The organism is Bartonella gliris (genome assembly GCF_045277155.1).
Taxonomy (GTDB): Bacteria; Pseudomonadota; Alphaproteobacteria; order Rhizobiales; family Rhizobiaceae; genus Bartonella; species Bartonella gliris.
The window spans coordinates 1,610,369-1,629,754 of sequence record NZ_CP123962.1 but is presented as its reverse complement, the minus strand read 5'-3'; the positions used below and the strand labels follow the sequence as shown (position 1 = coordinate 1,629,754).

Below are 19,386 nucleotides of genomic sequence, written 5' to 3'. Positions count from 1 at the left end.
TTTTCAAGAGAAACTCTTTTCAAGAAAAGTGAGAACATCCGAGAAAAACCACCTCAAGGAAAACCCATTGGAGCCAAGCAAAAAAGGGAGAGCATTTTTCCTCCACAACCGCATCACCCTCCACCGCATCACCCTCCACCTCTCACCCTTCATCCCTCATCTTCCACCCCTCATCCACCACCCCTCATCCACCACCCCTTACCCTCCATCTCTTACTCTCCACGCATCAAACCCTATGTTTGGACAAACCTCGTTCCCATAGAAAAAAACGAAAGCGAAAACAAAGCTGCTTTCACTTAGTCCGCATTATCATTTGCCTGCATAAATCACTGTAAACACGGCTTATTCTGAAACGAGGAAGGGAAGGTTCCACTTTGATTTCAAGGTTTGTTTTAAGCACTGATACTGCCCTAATAAAGGTATTTACTCCACCCATTACTGAAGCAAATGTCCCCTTATTGGAGTAAATAAGCTTGATTGAAGTACTTTGATCTCATTGAAATTTGTGCACTTAAAACTCCAAGCATTTTCTGAAACAAAACATACTTGACATAAAAAAGAAAATCTGTTACCGTTTCATGGAATCTACTTAAATGTATGTGATGAATACACCGTGAATTTCTGCTTTACTGAGGCTGTTTTTATAAAAACAACAGAGTTTTGAGCAGATTTTTTCCTCCTAAAATTAACATGGCGGTATATACCGCCATTTTTTTAAACATTTTTTAGTTGATACCTGCATTGATATCTTAAATATGAAGCCTAGCCTTTTGCCTTGCCTTGTAGATAAAGTCTCAAAAAACTATTTTTATCGTTCTAAATTATCTTTTTGACGATAGCGCATACACTGCATAAACTATGATTTTACGTTGAGAGCACTTTATCGGACAAAAAAAGCAGGTCCAAGCGTGGATTAATGATAGCGTCGCAACCTCCAACTATATGATCTGAAACAATTTTCCCCTCCACCTCTCCCTATGATCCTCAAACCCCTCACCCTCTGCTTCTTCCCCTCCACCTCTCCCAATGGTATAGAGAGTACTGATCAAAACAGCCAAAGCTACGAACGACCTTACGCACCTCATTCATCCACCTCATTCTATGCGCCCCAACTCTCCACCCTCGCTCTCCCGCCCATTCCTCCCCCATTAAAAGCCACCACCAAGAACCACACACCATCGCTTTAGCTTAAAAGCCTTTGCTTCAACTCTCCACCCTCCTCTCCAGCGCATCTCTTTTCTCCACCTTTCAACCCACAACACCATCCCCTTTCTCACCCCAGCCTTTACGCACAACGCTTCCACCCTCTTTGATCACATTTTCCACCCTCTCATCGCATTCATTGCATTTTGAACACGCGTAAAATACCCCGCCCCCTTCTGTGTTCCATTTCTTTAATTCCTTATTTACGATTTTACGCTTATACAGAAAGCAGGAAAAAACTTCTGATAAAAATTATCGTTGCACATCCTTGGATCATGCTTTTACTTGGATGATACTTTGATGATACAAATGCAGATTAAAAGCTATCATCACCCTGCTTTTCATTTGACTTCTCACCTTTTACCCTTCATCTCCCTCCTCGCTTCCCTTTTGAACGCACACCTTTCCTCCAACTCTCCCCCCATCTCCCGCCTGCTTTCATTCATCTCCTTTCACTGAACTCTCCACCCTCGCTCTCCCGCCCATTCCTCCCCCATCAAAAGCCACCACCAAGAACCACACACCATCGCTTTAGCTTAAAAGCCTTTGCTTCCACTCTCCACCCTCCTCTCCAGCGCCTCTCTTTTCTCCACCTTTCAACCCACAACACCATCCCCTTTCTCACCCCAGCCTTTACGCACAACGCTTCCACCCTCTTTGATCACATTTTCCACCCTCTCATCGCATTCATTGCATTTTGAACGCACGTAAAATACCCCGCCCCCTTCTGTGTTCCATTTCTTTAATTCCTTATTTACGATTTTACGCTTATACAGAAAGCAGGAAAAAACTTCTGATAAAAATTATCGTTGCACATCCTTGGATCATGCTTTTACTTGGATGATACTTTGATGATACAAATGCAGATTAAAAGCTATCATCACCCTGCTTTTCATTTGACTTCTCACCTTTTACCCTTCATCTCCCTCCTCGCTTCCCTTTTGAACGCACACCTTTCCTCCAACTCTCCCCCCATCTCCCGCCTGCTTTCATTCATCTCCTTTCACTGAACTCTCCACCCTCGCTCTCCCGCCCATTCCTCCCCCATCAAAAGCCACCACCAAGAACCACACACCATCGCTTTAGCTTAAAAGCCTTTGCTTCCACTCTCCACCCTCCTCTCCAGCGCATCTCTTTTCTCCACCTTTCAACCCACAACACCATCCCCTTTCTCACCCCAGCCTTTACGCACAACGCTTCCACCCTCTTTGATCACATTTTCCACCCTCTCATCGCATTCATTGCATTTTGAACACGCGTAAAATACCCCGCCCCCTTCTGTGTTCCATTTTTAGTTCCTTATTTACGATTTTACGCTTACACAGAAAGCAGGAATTATGAAAACTGCAAACTAATGTAAAAACATATAACACGACTGGTTTTTCATTTGCTGATGCTTACAGGCGTTTGTATAAATCCTTTGCGTCATATTCATAAAGATTAGATTGATGGAGATAGACACCCCCTGCTGAGAATATGAAAGAGCAACGCGATAGTACAACAGAGTCTCACGTGCCTTTACCCTCATGAGAGATAGCTCAAGTAAAGGCGTAATACGTTTCAAACCAGCACTTTATTTTGGTACACTGCTTTAACTTGCATTACTTTAATTTGTGTTTTGCCAAAGGCAGGGCTTTCACCCACTTCCTTTTCTTACACTCTTAAACCCACCTTAGGACGAAATTGAAAAAACTGTTGTTTTGTCATCAATTGACTTTGCAAAGAGAATATAAGACTCTTAAAGAATAAAGGGAAAAGAATTGCGTTGAACAGTTGAAAAGGATGCAGAATGATGAAAGAATCATGTGAGGTAGCGATTTTAATGGGCAGCCAATCGGATTGGCAAACGATGCGTCATAGCGCAGATATTTTGACTTGCCTTGGTATTTCTCATATTTCGCATATTGTCTCAGCACACCGCACCCCTGAACGTCTTTACCAGTTTGCGAAAGGAGCAAAAGCAGCGGGTTTTAAAGTTTTGATCGCTGGAGCTGGTGGTGCAGCGCATCTTCCTGGTATGTTAGCAGCACTCACGCCACTTCCTGTTTTTGGCGTTCCAGTGCACACACAATCATTATCCGGTCAAGATTCTTTGCTTTCAATTGTGCAAATGCCGGCAGGAATACCGGTTGGCACATTAGCAATTGGCAAAGCAGGAGCGATTAATGCAGCGCTTTTAGCAGCAGCCGTGATGGCAGTTTACGATGATGATTTGTCACAACGGCTACAAGATTGGCGTCAGCAACAAACAGCGAGTGTCGCGCAAACTCCTACAAGTGAGGTTTAAAATGACACACTCTTTCAGCACCCGCACCGCATCCAGCACCCACACCACACCCAGCGCCCGCACCACACACAGCAGCACCCTCACCACACCCAGCACCCCCCGCACTGCATCCAGCACCCTCACCACACCCAGCACCGCCCGCACCGCACCCAGCACCCACACCACACCCAGCACCGCCCGCACCGCACCCAGCACCCCCCGCACTGCATCCAGCACCCCCCGCACTGCATCCAGCACCCACACCACACCCAGCACCCACACCACACCCAGCACCCACACCACACCCAGCGCTCGCACCACACCCAGCGCCCGCACCGCACCCAGCAGCACCCACACCACACCCAGCACCGCCCACACCGCATCCAGCACCGCCCACACCGCATCCAGCCCCCCCGCCTCATCCAGCACTGCATCCAGCACCCACACCGCACCCAGCACATCCAGCGCATCTGCTATATCAAACACCTTACCTCCGAGGAGCGTGGTTGGTTTAATAGGCGGAGGACAGTTGGCACGAATGTTAGCGATAGCGGCAGCAGAATTAGGATTTCGCACGGTTGTTTTTTGCCCTGAAATGGATTGCCCAGCGGCACAAACAGCCAATGAACATATTGTTGCCCCCTATGATGATTATTCGGCTTTAGATCGTTTTATTTCTCTGTGTGATATTGTAACCTATGAGTTTGAAAATCTTTCGCTTCAAACGGTTCAATATGTAGAGAAAAGCAAGCCTGTTTATCCCTCTTCCAAGGCATTAGAGATTACGCAAGATCGGTTGCTTGAGAAGCAATTTTTGAACAGGCAAGGGATCCGTACAGCACTGTGGCATGCTGTTGATGATCATTCTTCTTTCATTTCTGGCCTTTCAGCACTGGACGGACGGGGTCTTTTGAAGACACGCCGTTTTGGTTATGATGGAAAAAATCAGATCATGTTGAATCGTCCCAATGAACAAGCCATAGATGAAGCCTTTACGGCTTTTCAAGGACAGCCCTCGATTTTGGAAGAGATTGTTCCCTTTTTATCGGAGATTTCGGTTCTCTCAGCACGCACACTGCAAGGAGAGCATATTTTTTATGATTGCCCTGAAAATCAGCACAAAAACGGCATTCTTCATAAGTCCCTTGTTCCCTCACGTATTCCGCTTGCCACACAGAAGGCAGCGCAAGAAATCAGCGTAACAGTTATGGATGCCCTGAATTATGTTGGTGTTCTTTGCATTGAATTTTTTGTTTTAATGGATGGTGATCTTTTAGTGAATGAATTGGCACCTCGCGTGCATAACTCTGGTCATTGGACGCAAAAGGCGTGCGTAACTTCACAATTTGAACAGCATATCCGTGCCATTTGCGGTCTTCCTTTGGGCAGCACATACCGCCACAGCGATTGCGAGATGATCAATCTTCTTGGCAACAATCTCAACGATTTCAAATATTTCCTGAGACAACAGCACACATCGATCCATTTATATGGCAAAAGCTCTGTGCAACCTGCACGCAAAATGGGACACGTCATCCAATTAACCGGTCCAGTCACCAAATCTGGACAGTAATTTATCCTGTAATCTCTAAAACGCAAACACAAGCCTCATTGAGGAAAAATATGCACGCCCCTCCACTACACCTCCCCCAACCTCACCAAACACCCCCACATCTCACCACAAACACCCACCTCACCCAGTACCTCCACTACACCCAACGCATCCAGCGCATCTGCCCCCTTATCGACCACCGCGCCCAGCACATCCACGGCACTCATCCCATCCAGTACATCTGCTTTATCGAACACCTTACCTCCGAAAAGCGTGGTCAATTTAACAGGTAGGAGACAGCACCCGCACCGAACCCAACACATCCACTACACCCAGCACCCGCACCGCGCCCAGCGCATCTGCCTTTATCGAGCACCTTACCTCCGAAAAACGTGTCAGTTTAACAGGTAGGAGACAGCACCCGCACCGAACCCAACACATCCACTACACCCAGCACCCGCACCGCGCCCAGCGCATCTGCCTTTATCGAGCACCTTACCTCCGAAAAGCGTGGTCAATTTAACAGGCAGGGGATTTTTGGCACGCATGCAACAAGCATGAAACAGCAAGCGCAAAGTAAAAACCATGGAAAGAAAACAATGAAGGGAAACAACACACTCTTTGCCTGATATTGCTGCAACGAGAAAACCACGCTGCAACTATTCACGGTTGTTTTTAAGAAAATGCAATAACACTCAAGAAATGAAATATTTTGATTGGAAACAAGAGACTGTTTAAGTTGTTATGAAGTGCGGGTTAGGCGGTCATGATTTTAAACCAGTGTTTTCTTCATCTCTCAGACATCAACCACAAATCTCAGAAATGAACCGCAAAACTGCTTTTTGTTTTTTGGGTTGCAGCACTCTAAAACTTTTCAAAAGGACATATTCTTCCTTGCTGGCGATTCCCTCATCACTAGGGTATGAGGCATTTTCTGTTGTCGAGAGATTAGCGTAAAAGAAGGAAATTGGAACATCGAAGATATCGGCAATTTCTTGTAAGCGTCCAGCGCCCACACGATTGAAGCCTTTTTCATACTTTTGGATTTGTTGAAAGGTTACACCTAAATGGTAACCTAATTGCTTTTGCGATATTCCCATCATTTTTCTTTGAAAGCGAATTTTTTTGCCTATAGAAATATCATTGAAATGTGGATTTTTGGCTTTCACTTTAGAACCCCCCGCCAGGTGCAAGCGCCCTCGCATTGGTATTCCGGGAGTAGAAAGCACTGAGTTTGAATCAGCTTTTTTGCTTTTAGCGCTGAGAGCACCTGGACATGGCAAAAACTCCCGGAATTCTAGGGATGCCCGCAAAACAGGATCGATTTCTACGTTTGAGTTTTGAAAGTCCCCCCATTAGTCGCTGCGTATACGACCAAAATCACAACGCTCATTAATAAAGCACTTTAAAGAAATTAGCAACCAAAATGAAAACAGTGTTTCTTCATCTTGCAGACATCAACCACAAATCTCAGAAATGAACCGCAAAATTGCTTTTTGTTTTTTGGGTTGCAGCACTCTAAAACTTTTCAAAAGGACATATTCTTCCTTGCTGGCGATTCCCTCATCACTAGGGTATGAGGCATTTTCTGTTGTCGAGAGATCAGCGTAAAAGAAGGAAATTGGAACATCGAAGATATCGGCAATTTCTTGTAAGCGCCCCGCACTCACACGATTGAAGCCTTTTTCATACTTTTGGATTTGTTGAAAGGTTACACCTAAATGGTAACCTAATTGCTTTTGCGATATTCCCATCATTTTTCTTTGAAAGCGAATTTTTTTGCCTATAGAAATATCATTGAAATGTGGATTTTTGGCTTTCACTTTAGAACCCCCCGCCAGGTGCAAGCGCCCTCGCATTGGTATTCCGGGAGTAGAAAGCACTGAGTTTGAATCAGCTTTTTTGCTTTTAGCGCTGAGAGCACCTGGACATGGCAAAAACTCCCGGAATTCTAGGGATGCCCGCAAAACAGGATCGATTTCTACGTTTGAGTTTTGAAAGTCCCCCCATTAGTCGCTGCGTATACGACCAAAATCACAACGCTCATTAATAAAGCACTTTAAAGAAATTAGCAACCAAAATGAAAACAATGTTTCTTCATCTCTCAGAAATATAGTCTTGAGAACACTTCAAAAGAGAGACAATGCGAAAGGCTATCATCACAGCTAGTCATCACCCCACACAATGCATATTTTGCATATTTTTCAGAAAGCGGACATATCGATATGAGAAAAGATGTTGTTTCCACAGTGGTATTTTGTCTATACAAAAAGAAAATGAAAAACTTGGAGGGGCTGCTATGATGAATGACATTTACTGTGTTGGACTCAATTATGTTGAACATGTTCATGAACTAGGCAATGTTGTTGAAGATGAACCCGTTATCTTTAGCAAGCCAAACAGTTCACTCGTTTTAGGCAATGAAATTTATCTCCCTGATTTTTCTCAAGAAATCCATTTTGAAACTGAAATTGTGCTCAAAATCGCAAAGGACGCTTTCATGGTCGATGAGAAAGAAGCGGAAGAATGCTATGATGCCGTAGCAATAGGTCTTGATCTCACAGCGCGGGATTTGCAAACAAAACTGAAAGAAAAAAAGCTTCCTTGGCTTTTATCGAAAGGATTTAAAGGCGCTGCATACGTCTCTGACTTCATAAACAAGGAAAAAATAAACAACCCAATAACCTTTACAATGAAGTTGAATGGCGAAACAAGACAAGTTGGCAATACGAAAAATATGATCTTTAGCTTTGAGAAGATAATATCATTTTTAAGTCACTACATTCAGCTAAAACGTGGTGATCTCATATACACAGGCACTCCAAAGGGTGTCGGAAAACTTTCTCAGTTTGACAGAATAGAATTGTATCTCGAAAATCAATTAATTTCAGAGCTAAAAGTAAAATGAATCATCAAATACTAACCTTTTTCATTGTTTCATTTTTTTAGTCATCTCGCTTAATTTTATTTATCTCACTAGGCCCGAATATGGCGCTTATCATCGATAATGCAACGAGATTGGGAAGAAAGAACGCATTTGCCAACGTTTTAGAAGTGCCACTTCCCTCCAAAGCATCCAAACCAAAACACCACCCCAAGGCCCCCCAAAACACCGCGCCCCACACGCATCCCTCCACAAATGCTTCCCTCAAAACACCGCCCCCAAACACACCCCCAGCAACAGCACCCCCAAAAAAACATCCAAACCAAAACACCACCCCAAGGCCCCCCAAAACACCGCGCCCCACACGCATCCCTCCACAAATGCTTCCCTCAAAACACCGCCCCCTCCTCCTCTTACCCCCCGCAAAGCCCCCTTTTGTCCTCGATCCTTCTCCCCTCTCCCCAAGCGAAGAGGGACTGTAAAACACCACCCACCCTTAAAATCTCATCCCCAAGGGTTTCTCCTCAAGAACCGCCCCCAAACACACCCCCCGCAAACACTCTCCAAAGCATCTATTCAAGAATCCCAGCAACAGCACCCCCCAAAAAACATCCAAACCAAAACATCACCCCAAGGCCCCCCAAAACACCGCGCCCCACACGCATCCCTCCACAAATGCTTCCCCTCAACAGCATCCTACCCCCTCCTCCTCTTAAACCCCGCAAAAGCCCCTTTTGTCCTCGATCCTTCTCCCCTCTCCCCAAGCGAAGAGGGACTGTAAAACACCACCCACCCTTAAAATCTCATCCCCAAGGGTTTCTCCTCAAGAACCGCCCCCAAACACACCCCCCGCAAACACTCTCCAAAGCATCTATTCAAGAATCCCAGCAACAGCACCCCCCAAAAAACATCCAAACCAAAACATCACCCCAAGGCCCCCCAAAACACCGCGCCCCACACGCATCCCTCCACAAATGCTTCCCCTCAACAGCATCCTACCCCCTCCTCCTCTTAAACCCCGCAAAAGCCCCTTTTGTCCTCGAGCCTTCTCCCCTCTCCCCAGGCGAAGAGGGAATGTAAAACACCACCCACCCTTAAAATCTCATCCCCAAGGGTTTCTCCTCAAGAACCGCCCCCAAACACACCCCCCGCAAACACTCTCCAAAGCATCTATTCAAGAATCCCAGCAACAGCACCCCCCAAAAAACATCCAAACCAAAACACCACCCCAAGGCCCCCCCAAAACACCGCGCCCCACACGGCATCCCTCCACAAATGCTTCCCCTCAACAGCATCCTACCCCCTCCTCCTCTTAAACCCCGCAAAAGCCCCTTTTGTCCTCGAGCCTTCTCCCCTCTCCCCAGGCGAAGAGGGAATGTAAAACACCACCCACCCTTAAAATCTCATCCCCAAGGGTTTCTCCTCAAGAACCGCCCCCAAACACACCCCCCGCAAACACTCTCCAAAGCATCTATTCAAGAATCCCAGCAACAGCACCCCCAAAAAAACATCCCAACCAAAACACCACCCCAAGGCCCCCCCAAAACACCGCGCCCCACACGCATCCCTCCACAAAAGCCCCCTTTGTCCTCAAGCCTTCTCCCCTCTCCTCACGCTGAAAGGGAATTTGTAAGGGATGATTGCTTGACAAAAAGTGGACTTCTTGTTAGAAGTACCGTAGATCTTTTTGCAACTTTCACTTATTCGTTGTGCTAATGAAATGTGTTAATGCATGCCTTTGTTTTGGGGATGCGCTTTTCTTTTTGATCACATTTTCCTTTTTGATCACAGTGAAAAAGTGTGTAATAGATATTATGATACAATCATAATATGAGAGTTATAATAAGAGAGTACAGTGTTGTGGTGTTGAGATTACGGTCTCAAAGTTATGACATTGCATTATGTGAGTTTCTATAAACGGTGAGTATGATGAAAATTAAAAATTCGCTTAAAGCACTGAAAGAACGCCACCGCAACAATCGTTTGGTGCGTCGCAAGGGGCGTGTTTATATCCTCAACAAAACCAACCCACGTTTTAGAGCACGTCAAGGTTGATAGCCAGCCCTTATGGGGTTGGGGTGCCTTATGGGGTTAAAGTGACTTGTGGGGTCAATGATTTGTAGAGGTGAGGTCCTATAGGGTTAATCTCTTGTGGGATTGATGCTTTGTAAGGCTGATGCTTTTTATGCCTGCTTTTTTGCAAGGGTGGGGCTTTTGGGGATTTCTTGCAGGTTGGTTTTTAGATTACAGGTCCATCCTTGTGTTACAGGTCCGTTGTGTGATACCTCATCTGTTGAGGATTTGTTTTTATGAAGTTTTCTCTCTTTTTAAAAACTTTACCATTACGGAGCTTTTGTCTTTTCCGACAAAATTTTTTGCTTTCTGTCGGTTTTTTTCTTGCTTTTGTAAGCAGCTTTTGTTTGATTTCTTCTGGATACGGGCAAAGTCCCCCTTCACTTCCTGATCCTGCCTCTCCACAGTTGCTTTTGCCGTTGGATGATCTGATCCCCAGTCCCCCCCCTTCTGCACCAACTCTTCCTGATTCTGATTCGGCAGCCATCATTCTTGAAGATTTTGAGGCAACACATCAGTCGCATACGCACAGAGCTGAACAGCGCAAAAAAGCGGAAGTTTCACGCTTACTCAAAGAATTGAAATTTTGTGCCGATGTTCATAAAGCGAAAAGGATAAGTCAACAGCTTCAACGTTTATGGTCACAATCGGGAAGTGAGACGATTGATCTTTTAATGTCGTGGGCTGAAAATGCTATCAACGCCGATAATTATGGTCTTGCCCTTGATTACATTGATAACGCCCTAGCGCTTCACCCTACTTATGCCGAAGCTTGGGTAAGACGCGCATGGATTCATATTCAACTGAGTGATTTTAAACTTGCCATGCTTGACCTTAATCATGCTCTCAAACTGGAACCACGCAATTACATAGCCTTTTTTGAGCTAGGTGTTACCATGGAAGCAACAGAGCGTCCAAAACTTGCCATCAAAGCCTATGAAAAGGCGCTCGAATACTATCCGCAAATGCGGAAGGTCCAAAAGCGCATTCAGATCCTGCTAGACCAACAATCACCGCAAGCACTCTAAACAAGTACTCTCAATAACGGAGCCTGACCGCAGGCACGCACCCTTACGCGCAAACTTGCAACCGCGCCAATAAACCAGAGCATTCTTCACGCTCAAGCCCTTACCATGACAACAAAACAGCCCCCCTATCATCAAAGCCACTGAAAGCACACGTGGATACTCTCCACAAAACACAAGATTGAAAAGTGCATTCAGATCCTATGAGAGCAACAATCACCGCAAACTCTGTAAATAAGGGATGAGTCCCCAAGAAATCCCTACAGAGACTCCCCCGAAGATTAATCCCGAAAAATCATCACTAAAAAAGAGAGCAGCCGCCCCCAAATTGCATCACGGTCATTTTATATCTAGCAGAAAATCTCAAACTGTTTTATACTTATTGTGGTGTTCTGCACTTCTCGACAGGAGATAACATATCCTGAGACCTTAGTGATCTCCAAGGGAGCTGTCCCTGATAAAGCTCGTGGGCTTTTTCATATGGCGCCCACCTAGTATATAGGTTCCCGGGATCAACTTTTTCCATCGGCTGTTGTGGATCACCACTTTCTTTTGCACATTTTTTTTGCACAAATAAAGCAAATTTATAATCCTTTTTGTGTGAAGCAAATCACTACGCTTTTTTTCAAGATATTTGTGGATTTTTTGGCAGTTTCTCGTGCCTTGTTTGGTAGTGTTTTGTGGTAGCGTGAAGCGATTTATAGTACGTTGCAGCAATTTATAGAATAATTGATAAAATAATGGCACAAAACACAAACGACCCACAATCTCCTTCATCAATTCGCTCACAATTACGCAAAAGCGGTTTATCCAAGCGCGATGCACTCTCAGTACGAGAACGTGGGATCTTTTCGCATCGTGCCTGTTGCCACCTGATGCATACCCTTGAACAAAGGGGGGAAGATTTTTCGCGCATGATTCTAGCAGGCTATTGGCCGATCAAATCGGAAAGTGACCCCCGTCCTTTGTTTGCTCCTATAATGGCACGTGGCGGACGTTTAGCTTTACCGGTCGTTGTTGATTCAACCACCATGTTTTTTCGTGCATTTTCTCAAAACACGGTGTTAGAGCCGATGCGCTTTGGCACATTGGGTCCTGGTGCAGAAAATGCAGTTGTTGTGCCCAACTTTATTATTGTACCCCTCTCAGCGTTTGACAGCCAATGTCACCGTCTTGGTTATGGAGGTGGATATTATGACCGCGTTGTTGAAGTTCTTAAAAAACAAGGGCATCAGGTCCATTTATTAGGTTTAGGTTTTTCGTGTCAGGAAGTTCCATGCATTCCCACTGCAGAACATGATCTGGTTTTAGAGGGAATTGTTACAGAAAAAGGTTTCTTAAAGCGTTAAAATATGGTTAAAACGCTTATGCGTTTTTTATTTTTAGGTGACATTGTTGGAGCAACGGGCTGTAAGATTGTTTTTGAACAACTTCCACAGCTGATTGAAAAGTGGCAACTTGATTTTGTTGTGGTCAATGGTGAAAACGCCTCTGGTGGCTTTGGCATCACACAGGAGACTTATCAAGATCTTTTAGCAGTAGGTGTTGACGTTGTGACAACGGGCAACCATGCTTTTTCATGTAAAGAAATATTGCGCTATGTGGATGAAAATGATCGTTTTTTACGTCCCGCCAATTTTTCTAAAGGCATGCCTGGAAAGGGTTCAGGTATTTTTACGGCGAAAAACGGGGCTTGTGTCCTTGTTGTGAATCTTTTGGGAAATGTTTTTATGCCGTGCCAAGTGGATGATCCCTTTGAAACGGCTGAAAAGATTTTGTCGGCTTGTTCTTTGATGGAACAAGTAGATGCAATCATTTTTGACTTTCATGCCGAAACGACGAGCGAAAAGCAATGTTTTGGTCATTTTCTTGATGGCCGTGTAAGCGTTATTGTCGGAACGCATACCCATATTCCTACGGCTGACGCCCAAATTTTAGAAGGTGGCACAGCTTATTTATCGGATGCGGGGATGTGTGGAGATTATAATTCGTCTCTGGGAATGGATAAGGAAGAACCCTTACACCGTTTTCTTTATAAGAAGAGACAGAATCGCTATGAACCTGCCCAAGGTCCTGCAACACTTTGCGGTTTAGCGGTTGAACTTTCAAACAAGACAGGTTTAGCGGAAAAGATCTCGGCGGTCAGGATTGGCCCCCATTTAAAACCTGAAAGTCCAGATTTTTGGTAATCATCTTCAATACCCCTTTATCCCCTTCACCCCCTTCGAGAAATATCCTTTTTGAGGGCTCCTTTCTCTGTGATACTCCTTTTTAAAAGCACCTATTTAAGAGGCGCCTTTGAAGAGAACGACTCAGATCATTGTAACGATTTTCGAAAATCGCTTTATGTACGCACAACATATTGATTTATAAATATAATTTACCATTTTGCAACTTCAATGAGCGACCTGCATACCGTAAGATTCTCTCATTTCAGATCCTTTTATGTTGAAGCAATCAAAACCATCCCCTTGCACGTCACAAGTAGGATTAGCGTGTAGATAAAAAACTGTCTTAGAAAGGAATAAAAATGCCGCTAATGAACGCTCTTCACTGCAAGAGCTGTTGCAACATTGGCAGCGAGTAAAGAGTATGATGGTATCGGCTTTGCACCTTCCACAAGCGTAAAGATGGTGGTGCACAATGGTCACAATGACTTTACCGTTTACTATGCACGTGCAAGAACTCTCCCGTTTAGGGGCGCAGATAAAATTGGATGGGCAGACGGCAACCGTCTACGGAACAAAAAATCTGCAAGGCGCTCCCGTGATGGCTACTGATTTGCGCGCCTCTGTCTCTCTTGTTATTGCTGCACTTGTTATCATCGCTCTGGCAGCAAAAGGAGAAACCATCGTTAATCGCGTGTATCACCTTGATCGCGGATTTGAACGGTTAGAAGAAAAATTAGCACGCTGTTGGTGCTACCATTCAACGTATAACAGCTTAAACCCCCTTTTCACCCCTCCTTCGGGGGGGTGCTCTTGAGCGCTCTCTTCGCGGCGACTTCTTTTTAAGATTTAAAGAGATGTTTCTGCTCAGTTGCCCTTTTGGAGCAAAGCTGCTTCGGAGTGAAGCTTTTTCAGAGCATTTCTTTTAAGGGATGCTTTCCTCTTTGAGGGGCTCTGTAGGTGATTGCTTTTGAGGACCTTTTTCTTTTTAGGAAATACCTTCTGAGTAAAATTGCTCGCAAGGTTACTTTTTTGTGGTTCTTTTCGGTTTCTCTTCGGTTTCTCTTCGGTTGCGTTTTCTTCAGGAGGGATATTTCAAACACTTCCTCATCAAAAACTGCCCTTTTGGAGTGAAGCTTCTACGGGGTGAAATTTTTGTGAAGTGAGATTTTCTTGGGGAAGTTCCCTTTTATGAGAAAGGTAATTCCCTCAAAGGGGGGGAAGATTTATGAAATATTTCCTTTTGAATTTCTCTCTTTTGAACAAAGTTTTTTGGGATGAGATTTTTACAACTGATTATCTTTCGGGGGGATTCTTCTTTGAGAGATATTCTCTAAACGCGCATTTCGAGGCGCTCCTTTCAGTCTTCTGTCTTTAAGGTGCGCTTTCTTTTCACAATATATTGTGGTTTATAATCATTTTTGTAATAAGTGGAAAAATGCGGGATGAGAGAGGAATAGGTCTTAATTCATTGTTTTTATGTCTATTTTTTACTTAACTGCACAATCTGTCAAAGTTGGATTTTAAGAGTAGAAAATCAAAACAAGAGCAAAAATTGCAAAAAGCAGAATGTGATGCAAAAAGGTTTCCTTCGGAGAAAAGCTTCTTAGGGGTGAAGCTTCTGTGGGGTGAAGCTTCGCTTAGCAGAAACATCTCTTTAAATCTTAAAAAGAAGTCGCCGCGAAGAGAGCGCTCAAGAGCCCCCCCCCCGAAGGAGGGGTGAAAAGGGGGTTTAAGCTGTTATACGTTGAATGGTAGCACCACAGCGTGCTAATTTTTCTTCTAACCGTTCAAATCCGCGATCAAGGTGATACACGCGATTAACGATGGTTTCTCCTTTTGCTGCCAGAGCAGCAATAACAAGAGAGACAGAGGCGCGCAAATCAGTAGCCATCACGGGAGCGCCTTGCAGATTTTTTGTTCCGTAGACGGTTGCCGTCTGCCCATCCAATTTTATCTGCGCCCCTAAACGGGAGAGTTCTTGCACGTGCATAAAGCGATTTTCGAAGACCGTTTCAGTGATCTGAGCAATCCCATCAGAGCGTGTCATCAGTGCCATAAATTGGGCTTGAAGATCCGTTGGAAAAGCGGGATAAGGTCCTGTTTTAATATCAACGGGCATTATTTTTGTTTCTCTTGGATTTCGTTTAACGTGAATTCCTTCAGGTTTAATTTGAATATCGAGTCCTGTTTTTTGGAGAATTCTGAGCACTTGGTTAAGATGGTTAGGGTTTGCATTTTTGAGCAGCACATCTCCCCCAGTCATAGCCACAGCCATTGCATAAGTTCCGGCTTCGATTCGGTCAGGGATAACCTGTATTCTCGTACCAAAGAGTTTTTGAACGCCATCGATTGTGAGTGTTGATGTTCCTTCACCGACTATTTTTGCCCCCATTGCGTTCAGAGCTCGAATAAGATTTGTCACTTCTGGTTCACAAGCAGCATTATAGAGAACGGTTTTTCCGTTTGCAGTTGCAGCTGCCATGAGCAAAACATGTGTTCCCCCAACAGTAACTTTAGGGAAACAATACTCAGCACCTTTTAATCCTTTTGGGGCTTTGGCATGCACATATCCATTTTCGATAGTAATCTGTGCTCCCAAAATTCTGAGACCCTCGAGGATAAAATCGACAGGTCTTGTCCCGATAGCACATCCACCGGGCAGAGAGACATAAGCCTCTCTGCACCGTGCAAGCAGGGGACCAATCACCCAAAAGCTTGCACGCATTTTTCGCACGAGTTCGTACGGTGCATGTGTCGTTGCTATTGTTTTTGCGGTAAAATGGATTATTCTTGAATCGACACAATCGCGATGGAATTTTTGTCCTTCTACACTATATCCAACACCATGATTATTCAGGATACGGATAAGGAGTTCGACATCAGCAAGATGAGGAACATTTTCTAAAACGAGTGGTTCTTCGGTAAGCAAAGCAGCAATCATAAGAGGCAATGCAGCATTTTTTGCTCCTGAAATAGGAATGGTACCCTTGAGACTTTTCCCACCAATAATTTGAATAGAATCCATAGTAATTTTACTCTTTCCTTTGAGCTCCCCCTCCAAAGGCTTCGATTCCTTAGGAAGTTATTCTTGACACTGATCTTAAAACGAACGATTATGAAAGTTGGTTGCAAAAATGCCATAAAAAAACAAATTTGTAGATTTTTCACAACCCATTTTGAGATCTTTTCCGACTTTGCTCTTTTCGGCGTTTTAGGTTTTCACGTAATTGCTTTGCCAGTCTTTCCTGACGTTGTTTTGCCTTTTCATCTTGATGGTTCATTTTTTCTTGCTTTTGATTTTGATGCATTTGTGTCATTACGCGGCCTTTTAAGCAATGTTAAGCTTCCCTTTAAACAACTCAGTGCTGTTTGTATAAAGCCAGTGTTGTTGTATAAAGATGTATGGCGTGATACAAGAGGTTTTTTCTTTCAAGAATGCATAAATGCTCTCTTGCCTATTTTCCAACAATATGGCACAAGGCAGCGCAAAGGTTGAAAAATGCTGCGGTAGCTCAGTGGTAGAGCACTCCCTTGGTAAGGGAGAGGTCGAGAGTTCAATCCTCTCTCGCAGCACCATTATACACCACCTCTCAAGCATCATTTTAGCCTCTTCACCATTTTAGCCTCGTATAGTATATCCGCCCCCCTAAAAAAAACATTTTGGCCCACCACACAAACCCCCACCACCACAACACCCCCAACCACACAGCCTCTTGTCCATCATCCCCATAGCCATCATACATACCCATGGGGACTTTTTGCTATTTTTTGCACACTTCAGCACTGTGCAGCCCTGTGTGGCTCCCTTCTCCCCACTCATGCACACCCAGACACTTCTTCCCTCCCCAAAAGAAAGAAAACAGAACCAGCCCCTGCCACTCAATCCCCAAATTCCGCTAGAACGTGAAGGACTTTTCCCCATGAAGCCCCCCTCTCTTCCCCTTTAAGCATATGGACTCAACGCGCTCGGTCCACACCGTCTCTTCCGTTCAAAGCACAATGTGCCTTCTTTAATGCTTGCCTCCCAAAACACCTTGGGCATTTTGCATCTCTTTCTCTACAAGACTTATCCGAATTGCAGATGTTCTTGAAGTTGGCATCCTCCCCCTTAGCATCTTCTTCCTCCTTAGCATCCTCCCCCTTCATCGATGCAAAATGATCCTCCCCCGCTCAATGAAGAACCTTGCACTTGGCTCTTATAAACTTCCCCCCATAAGCACGCATCCACAAACCACCCCTTTCCTCATAAGCCAAGTGCTTCCATATCCCCACAAGGCTCCTCCCTCCCCATACCCCCACGCGGGCTTCAAACGCGCTTGGGGACCCAATATAGAAAAGTCCCCCCTCTCTCCTTCTCCCCCCATGAGTACCTATGAGAGCACCCCATGGCACGTACACCTATGCGAACGAAAACCCCAAATATAAGCCACCCCCTTTCCCGTAAGCGCGGACACATGAGCACACGACACGGACCACATGGCCCCTACGTTCCACCCCCACATCTCTCACCCCCTCCCCACATCTCATTCCCATCATTTTCCACATGCCCCCCATGAAAACTTTCCCCATGGGGTGCTTGGAGTGCACGCTCACCAGAAGACGTGCTCTCTTGAGAAGCCCCTCTCTCTCCTTTTCCCCCCACAAGAGAAGAACAAGAAAATTCTCTGCCCTGCCGCTAAACGTGCCACTGCCATGGAGAAAGTATCACACATGCACTCCTCCAATCCCACAGGCACTACCTTTCTCCTCAAAAGCCCCCGCTGGTGTGCTCCTCCAAAGCATTTTCCATTCTCACGCCAAACCCTGTTTCGACGCGCTTAATTTGCTGGACCATAATCTCCAAAGCCTCATTAAAATGGCTAATCTCACTTTCAAGCTTGCATATATAAGCTTCATCACGATAAGCGCGTTTAATCAAAGGTGGCATATCAGGCCAATAGAGCATCAAATCCACCCATTCGCGTTGAGCGATCCACAATCCTCCTTGACACTGTGCTTTATGCTCTTCTGGAAAATCCTTTTGCGCGTAATGAGGGATAAGGATTTCGGGTTTTTTGGTTTTAATTTCCAACAGTCCATTTGGTCCAATAAAAGCATCGGGAGAAAAACCTTTCATCCGATCATCAGCCAAAACAAACCCGATACATTTTGGTTCTGTATGGGTGAGTGAACCATAAAGCTGCCGCGCGCTTGGTTCTAATTCTGTCCCACGCCGCATAGAAAGGGTTTTCCCCTCTTCAACGATTTTTCTAGTAATTCTTTCGCCAGCGAGTTTCATCATAACGGAATGATATTTTGAGGTTTTTTGCCCTTGTTTTGTTCGTGCCATCACCATTTCAAACAAAGAACCTGTGATCAAACCTTTGCGCGCTTCATACCATTCCTCCGTTCCTTGCAGACAATCGATAATAATTGGCATGGGGCCCCCCTATCTTTGAATTTGAAGCGCCTTTGCTCTTTAAAACATCTTATAGATCTGTATGAATCCCCCTCTTTTTGAGGCTCGCCACCTATTTTTGCAGCATTTGGCGATTTGATCACTCTTGATCTTTTGCTTTTACCGCTGAGCAAAACAACTTTTACGCATGTTGAGCGCTTTTCAATTTTCTCTTTGTGATTTTGCAAACACTCCTTGCATGTCGCAATAAAATAAAAAATGCCCCTTTTTGGCATATCTACTTTTATGAAATTCAGAACATCTGCCATACCCCAATGAAAACCCCTGAACTTCTCCCCCATCAGCACGCGCATCTACACACCACACCTCCCTCCTTTCCTCATAAGCCAAGCGGCTTCCATATCCCCACAGAAAGGCTCCTCCCTCCCCATACCCCCGCGAACTTCAAACGCTTGGGGACCCAATATATAAAAATTCCCCTCTCTTTCTCTTCCCCCCCATGAGTACCTATGAGCACCCCATGGCACATACACCTATGCGAACGAAAATCCCAAATATAAGTACCCCTCTCTCTTTTCCCGTAAGCGCGCAGATACATGAGCACTCGACACCAACCACATGGGGTCCCCCTACATTCCACCCCCACATCTCTTCACCCTCTCCCCACATTTCACATTCCCATCATTTCCCACATTTCCCCCCATGAGAACTTTCCCCATGGGGTGCTGCGGTGCGTGGAGCGCGTGCTCACCGGAAAACGTACTCTCTTGGGCGGCCCCCCAGACACTTCGCCCCCCCACAAGAGAAGAACAAG

Annotated in this window: 17 protein-coding genes, 1 tRNA gene, 1 other RNA gene and 1 pseudogene; 11 read left to right on the top strand and 9 right to left on the bottom strand. The window is 45.1% G+C overall.

The window, feature by feature from the left end; genetic code table 11:
* Nucleotides 1-2,992 precede the first annotated feature (2,992 nt).
* Nucleotides 2,993-3,490: a 5-(carboxyamino)imidazole ribonucleotide mutase gene (gene purE, locus QHG54_RS07305; protein ID WP_406604104.1), complete on the top strand. Its 498-nt coding sequence runs from the start codon at nt 2,993-2,995 to the stop codon at nt 3,488-3,490.
* Here the strand turns inward: purE and QHG54_RS07300 are convergent.
* Nucleotides 3,428-3,955, bottom strand: coding sequence for a hypothetical protein (locus QHG54_RS07300; protein ID WP_406604550.1), 528 nt, complete (start codon nt 3,953-3,955; stop codon nt 3,428-3,430). The two genes, purE and QHG54_RS07300, sit on opposite strands and share 63 nt — an antisense overlap.
* Here QHG54_RS07300 and QHG54_RS07295 point away from each other — a divergent pair.
* On the top strand, nt 3,945-5,042 hold the full coding sequence (locus QHG54_RS07295; protein WP_406604545.1) for a 5-(carboxyamino)imidazole ribonucleotide synthase: 1,098 nt from the start codon (nt 3,945-3,947) through the stop codon (nt 5,040-5,042). The two genes, QHG54_RS07300 and QHG54_RS07295, sit on opposite strands and share 11 nt — an antisense overlap.
* A gap of 374 nt (nt 5,043-5,416) precedes the next feature.
* Here QHG54_RS07295 and QHG54_RS07290 read toward each other — a convergent pair whose 3' ends face one another.
* The 3 genes from QHG54_RS07290 to QHG54_RS07280 all read right to left on the bottom strand — a co-directional run bounded on the left by QHG54_RS07290 (nt 5,417) and on the right by QHG54_RS07280 (nt 6,844).
* The gene (locus QHG54_RS07290) at nt 5,417-5,680 is read right to left on the bottom strand and encodes a hypothetical protein (RefSeq protein ID WP_406604103.1); all 264 of its coding nucleotides are present in this window, start codon (nt 5,678-5,680) and stop codon (nt 5,417-5,419) included.
* Nucleotides 5,681-5,824: 144 nt separating this feature from the next.
* Nucleotides 5,825-6,190: a helix-turn-helix domain-containing protein gene (locus tag QHG54_RS07285; RefSeq protein ID WP_406604102.1), complete on the bottom strand. Its 366-nt coding sequence runs from the start codon at nt 6,188-6,190 to the stop codon at nt 5,825-5,827.
* Between the two features lie 288 nt (nt 6,191-6,478).
* Nucleotides 6,479-6,844 (bottom strand): helix-turn-helix domain-containing protein, encoded by a 366-nt coding sequence (locus QHG54_RS07280; protein WP_406604101.1) that lies wholly within the window; start codon nt 6,842-6,844, stop codon nt 6,479-6,481.
* 476 nt (nt 6,845-7,320) lie between these two features.
* On the opposite strand from QHG54_RS07280, the gene QHG54_RS07275 reads away from it, so the two are divergent.
* Nucleotides 7,321-7,929 (top strand): fumarylacetoacetate hydrolase family protein, encoded by a 609-nt coding sequence (locus QHG54_RS07275; protein ID WP_406604544.1) that lies wholly within the window; start codon nt 7,321-7,323, stop codon nt 7,927-7,929.
* A 37-nt stretch (nt 7,930-7,966) separates the two neighbouring features.
* Here QHG54_RS07275 and QHG54_RS07270 read toward each other — a convergent pair whose 3' ends face one another.
* The 3 genes from QHG54_RS07270 to QHG54_RS07260 all read right to left on the bottom strand — a co-directional run bounded on the left by QHG54_RS07270 (nt 7,967) and on the right by QHG54_RS07260 (nt 8,899).
* Nucleotides 7,967-8,275 (bottom strand): hypothetical protein, encoded by a 309-nt coding sequence (locus QHG54_RS07270; protein WP_406604100.1) that lies wholly within the window; start codon nt 8,273-8,275, stop codon nt 7,967-7,969.
* Between the two features lie 202 nt (nt 8,276-8,477).
* A complete protein-coding gene (locus QHG54_RS07265; protein WP_317993779.1) occupies nt 8,478-8,600 on the bottom strand; it encodes a hypothetical protein in 123 nt (40 codons plus the stop codon).
* A 176-nt stretch (nt 8,601-8,776) separates the two neighbouring features.
* Complete coding sequence (locus QHG54_RS07260) at nt 8,777-8,899, bottom strand: hypothetical protein (RefSeq protein ID WP_317993779.1); 123 nt, start codon at nt 8,897-8,899, stop codon at nt 8,777-8,779.
* 935 nt (nt 8,900-9,834) lie between these two features.
* On the opposite strand from QHG54_RS07260, the gene ykgO reads away from it, so the two are divergent.
* From ykgO to QHG54_RS07230, 6 genes and pseudogenes are all read left to right on the top strand, one after another.
* Nucleotides 9,835-9,960: a type B 50S ribosomal protein L36 gene (gene ykgO / locus QHG54_RS07255; protein WP_004863016.1), complete on the top strand. Its 126-nt coding sequence runs from the start codon at nt 9,835-9,837 to the stop codon at nt 9,958-9,960.
* 254 nt (nt 9,961-10,214) lie between these two features.
* Nucleotides 10,215-11,006, top strand: coding sequence for a tetratricopeptide repeat protein (locus tag QHG54_RS07250; RefSeq protein WP_317993782.1), 792 nt, complete (start codon nt 10,215-10,217; stop codon nt 11,004-11,006).
* Between the two features lie 383 nt (nt 11,007-11,389).
* Nucleotides 11,390-11,548: non-coding RNA, 6S RNA (gene ssrS / locus QHG54_RS07245), on the top strand.
* Between the two features lie 195 nt (nt 11,549-11,743).
* The gene (locus QHG54_RS07240; RefSeq protein ID WP_317993783.1) at nt 11,744-12,352 is read left to right on the top strand and encodes a 5-formyltetrahydrofolate cyclo-ligase; all 609 of its coding nucleotides are present in this window, start codon (nt 11,744-11,746) and stop codon (nt 12,350-12,352) included.
* Nucleotides 12,353-12,355: 3 nt separating this feature from the next.
* Entirely contained in the window at nt 12,356-13,192 is an 837-nt protein-coding gene (locus QHG54_RS07235; RefSeq protein WP_317993784.1) for a TIGR00282 family metallophosphoesterase, read from the top strand.
* A 481-nt stretch (nt 13,193-13,673) separates the two neighbouring features.
* Nucleotides 13,674-13,950 (top strand): annotated as a pseudogene (locus QHG54_RS07230) (UDP-N-acetylglucosamine 1-carboxyvinyltransferase); the annotation flags it as partial.
* A 953-nt stretch (nt 13,951-14,903) separates the two neighbouring features.
* Here QHG54_RS07230 and murA read toward each other — a convergent pair.
* Nucleotides 14,904-16,199, bottom strand: a complete 1,296-nt coding sequence (gene murA / locus QHG54_RS07225; RefSeq protein WP_406604099.1) for a UDP-N-acetylglucosamine 1-carboxyvinyltransferase — start codon at nt 16,197-16,199, stop codon at nt 14,904-14,906.
* Nucleotides 16,200-16,262: 63 nt separating this feature from the next.
* Here murA and QHG54_RS07220 point away from each other — a divergent pair, with 63 nt between their 5' ends.
* On the top strand, nt 16,263-16,670 hold the full coding sequence (locus tag QHG54_RS07220) for a hypothetical protein (protein WP_406604549.1): 408 nt from the start codon (nt 16,263-16,265) through the stop codon (nt 16,668-16,670).
* A 5-nt stretch (nt 16,671-16,675) separates the two neighbouring features.
* Nucleotides 16,676-16,750, top strand: a tRNA-Thr gene (locus QHG54_RS07215).
* 1,171 nt (nt 16,751-17,921) lie between these two features.
* Here the strand turns inward: QHG54_RS07215 and QHG54_RS07210 are convergent.
* Nucleotides 17,922-18,593 carry a YqaJ viral recombinase family protein gene (locus QHG54_RS07210; RefSeq protein ID WP_317993787.1) on the bottom strand — a complete coding sequence of 224 codons (672 nt, stop codon included), beginning with the start codon at nt 18,591-18,593 and terminating at the stop codon, nt 17,922-17,924.
* Nucleotides 18,594-19,386: the final 793 nt, after the last annotated feature.

Bases quoted from the DNA above. Each gene is read 5' to 3' on its own strand.
- purE (WP_406604104.1), top strand. From the start codon at position 2,993: ATGATGAAAGAATCATGTGAGGTAGCGATTTTAATGGGCAGCCAATCG.
- QHG54_RS07275 (WP_406604544.1), top strand. From the start codon at position 7,321: ATGATGAATGACATTTACTGTGTTGGACTCAATTATGTTGAACATGTT.
- QHG54_RS07270 (WP_406604100.1), bottom strand. From the start codon at position 8,275: ATGCGTGTGGGGCGCGGTGTTTTGGGGGGCCTTGGGGTGGTGTTTTGG.
- QHG54_RS07265 (WP_317993779.1), bottom strand. From the start codon at position 8,600: ATGCTGTTGAGGGGAAGCATTTGTGGAGGGATGCGTGTGGGGCGCGGT.
- QHG54_RS07260 (WP_317993779.1), bottom strand. From the start codon at position 8,899: ATGCTGTTGAGGGGAAGCATTTGTGGAGGGATGCGTGTGGGGCGCGGT.
- ykgO (WP_004863016.1), top strand. From the start codon at position 9,835: ATGAAAATTAAAAATTCGCTTAAAGCACTGAAAGAACGCCACCGCAAC.
- QHG54_RS07250 (WP_317993782.1), top strand. From the start codon at position 10,215: ATGAAGTTTTCTCTCTTTTTAAAAACTTTACCATTACGGAGCTTTTGT.
- QHG54_RS07240 (WP_317993783.1), top strand. From the start codon at position 11,744: ATGGCACAAAACACAAACGACCCACAATCTCCTTCATCAATTCGCTCA.
- QHG54_RS07235 (WP_317993784.1), top strand. From the start codon at position 12,356: ATGGTTAAAACGCTTATGCGTTTTTTATTTTTAGGTGACATTGTTGGA.
- murA (WP_406604099.1), bottom strand. From the start codon at position 16,199: ATGGATTCTATTCAAATTATTGGTGGGAAAAGTCTCAAGGGTACCATT.
- QHG54_RS07210 (WP_317993787.1), bottom strand. From the start codon at position 18,593: ATGCCAATTATTATCGATTGTCTGCAAGGAACGGAGGAATGGTATGAA.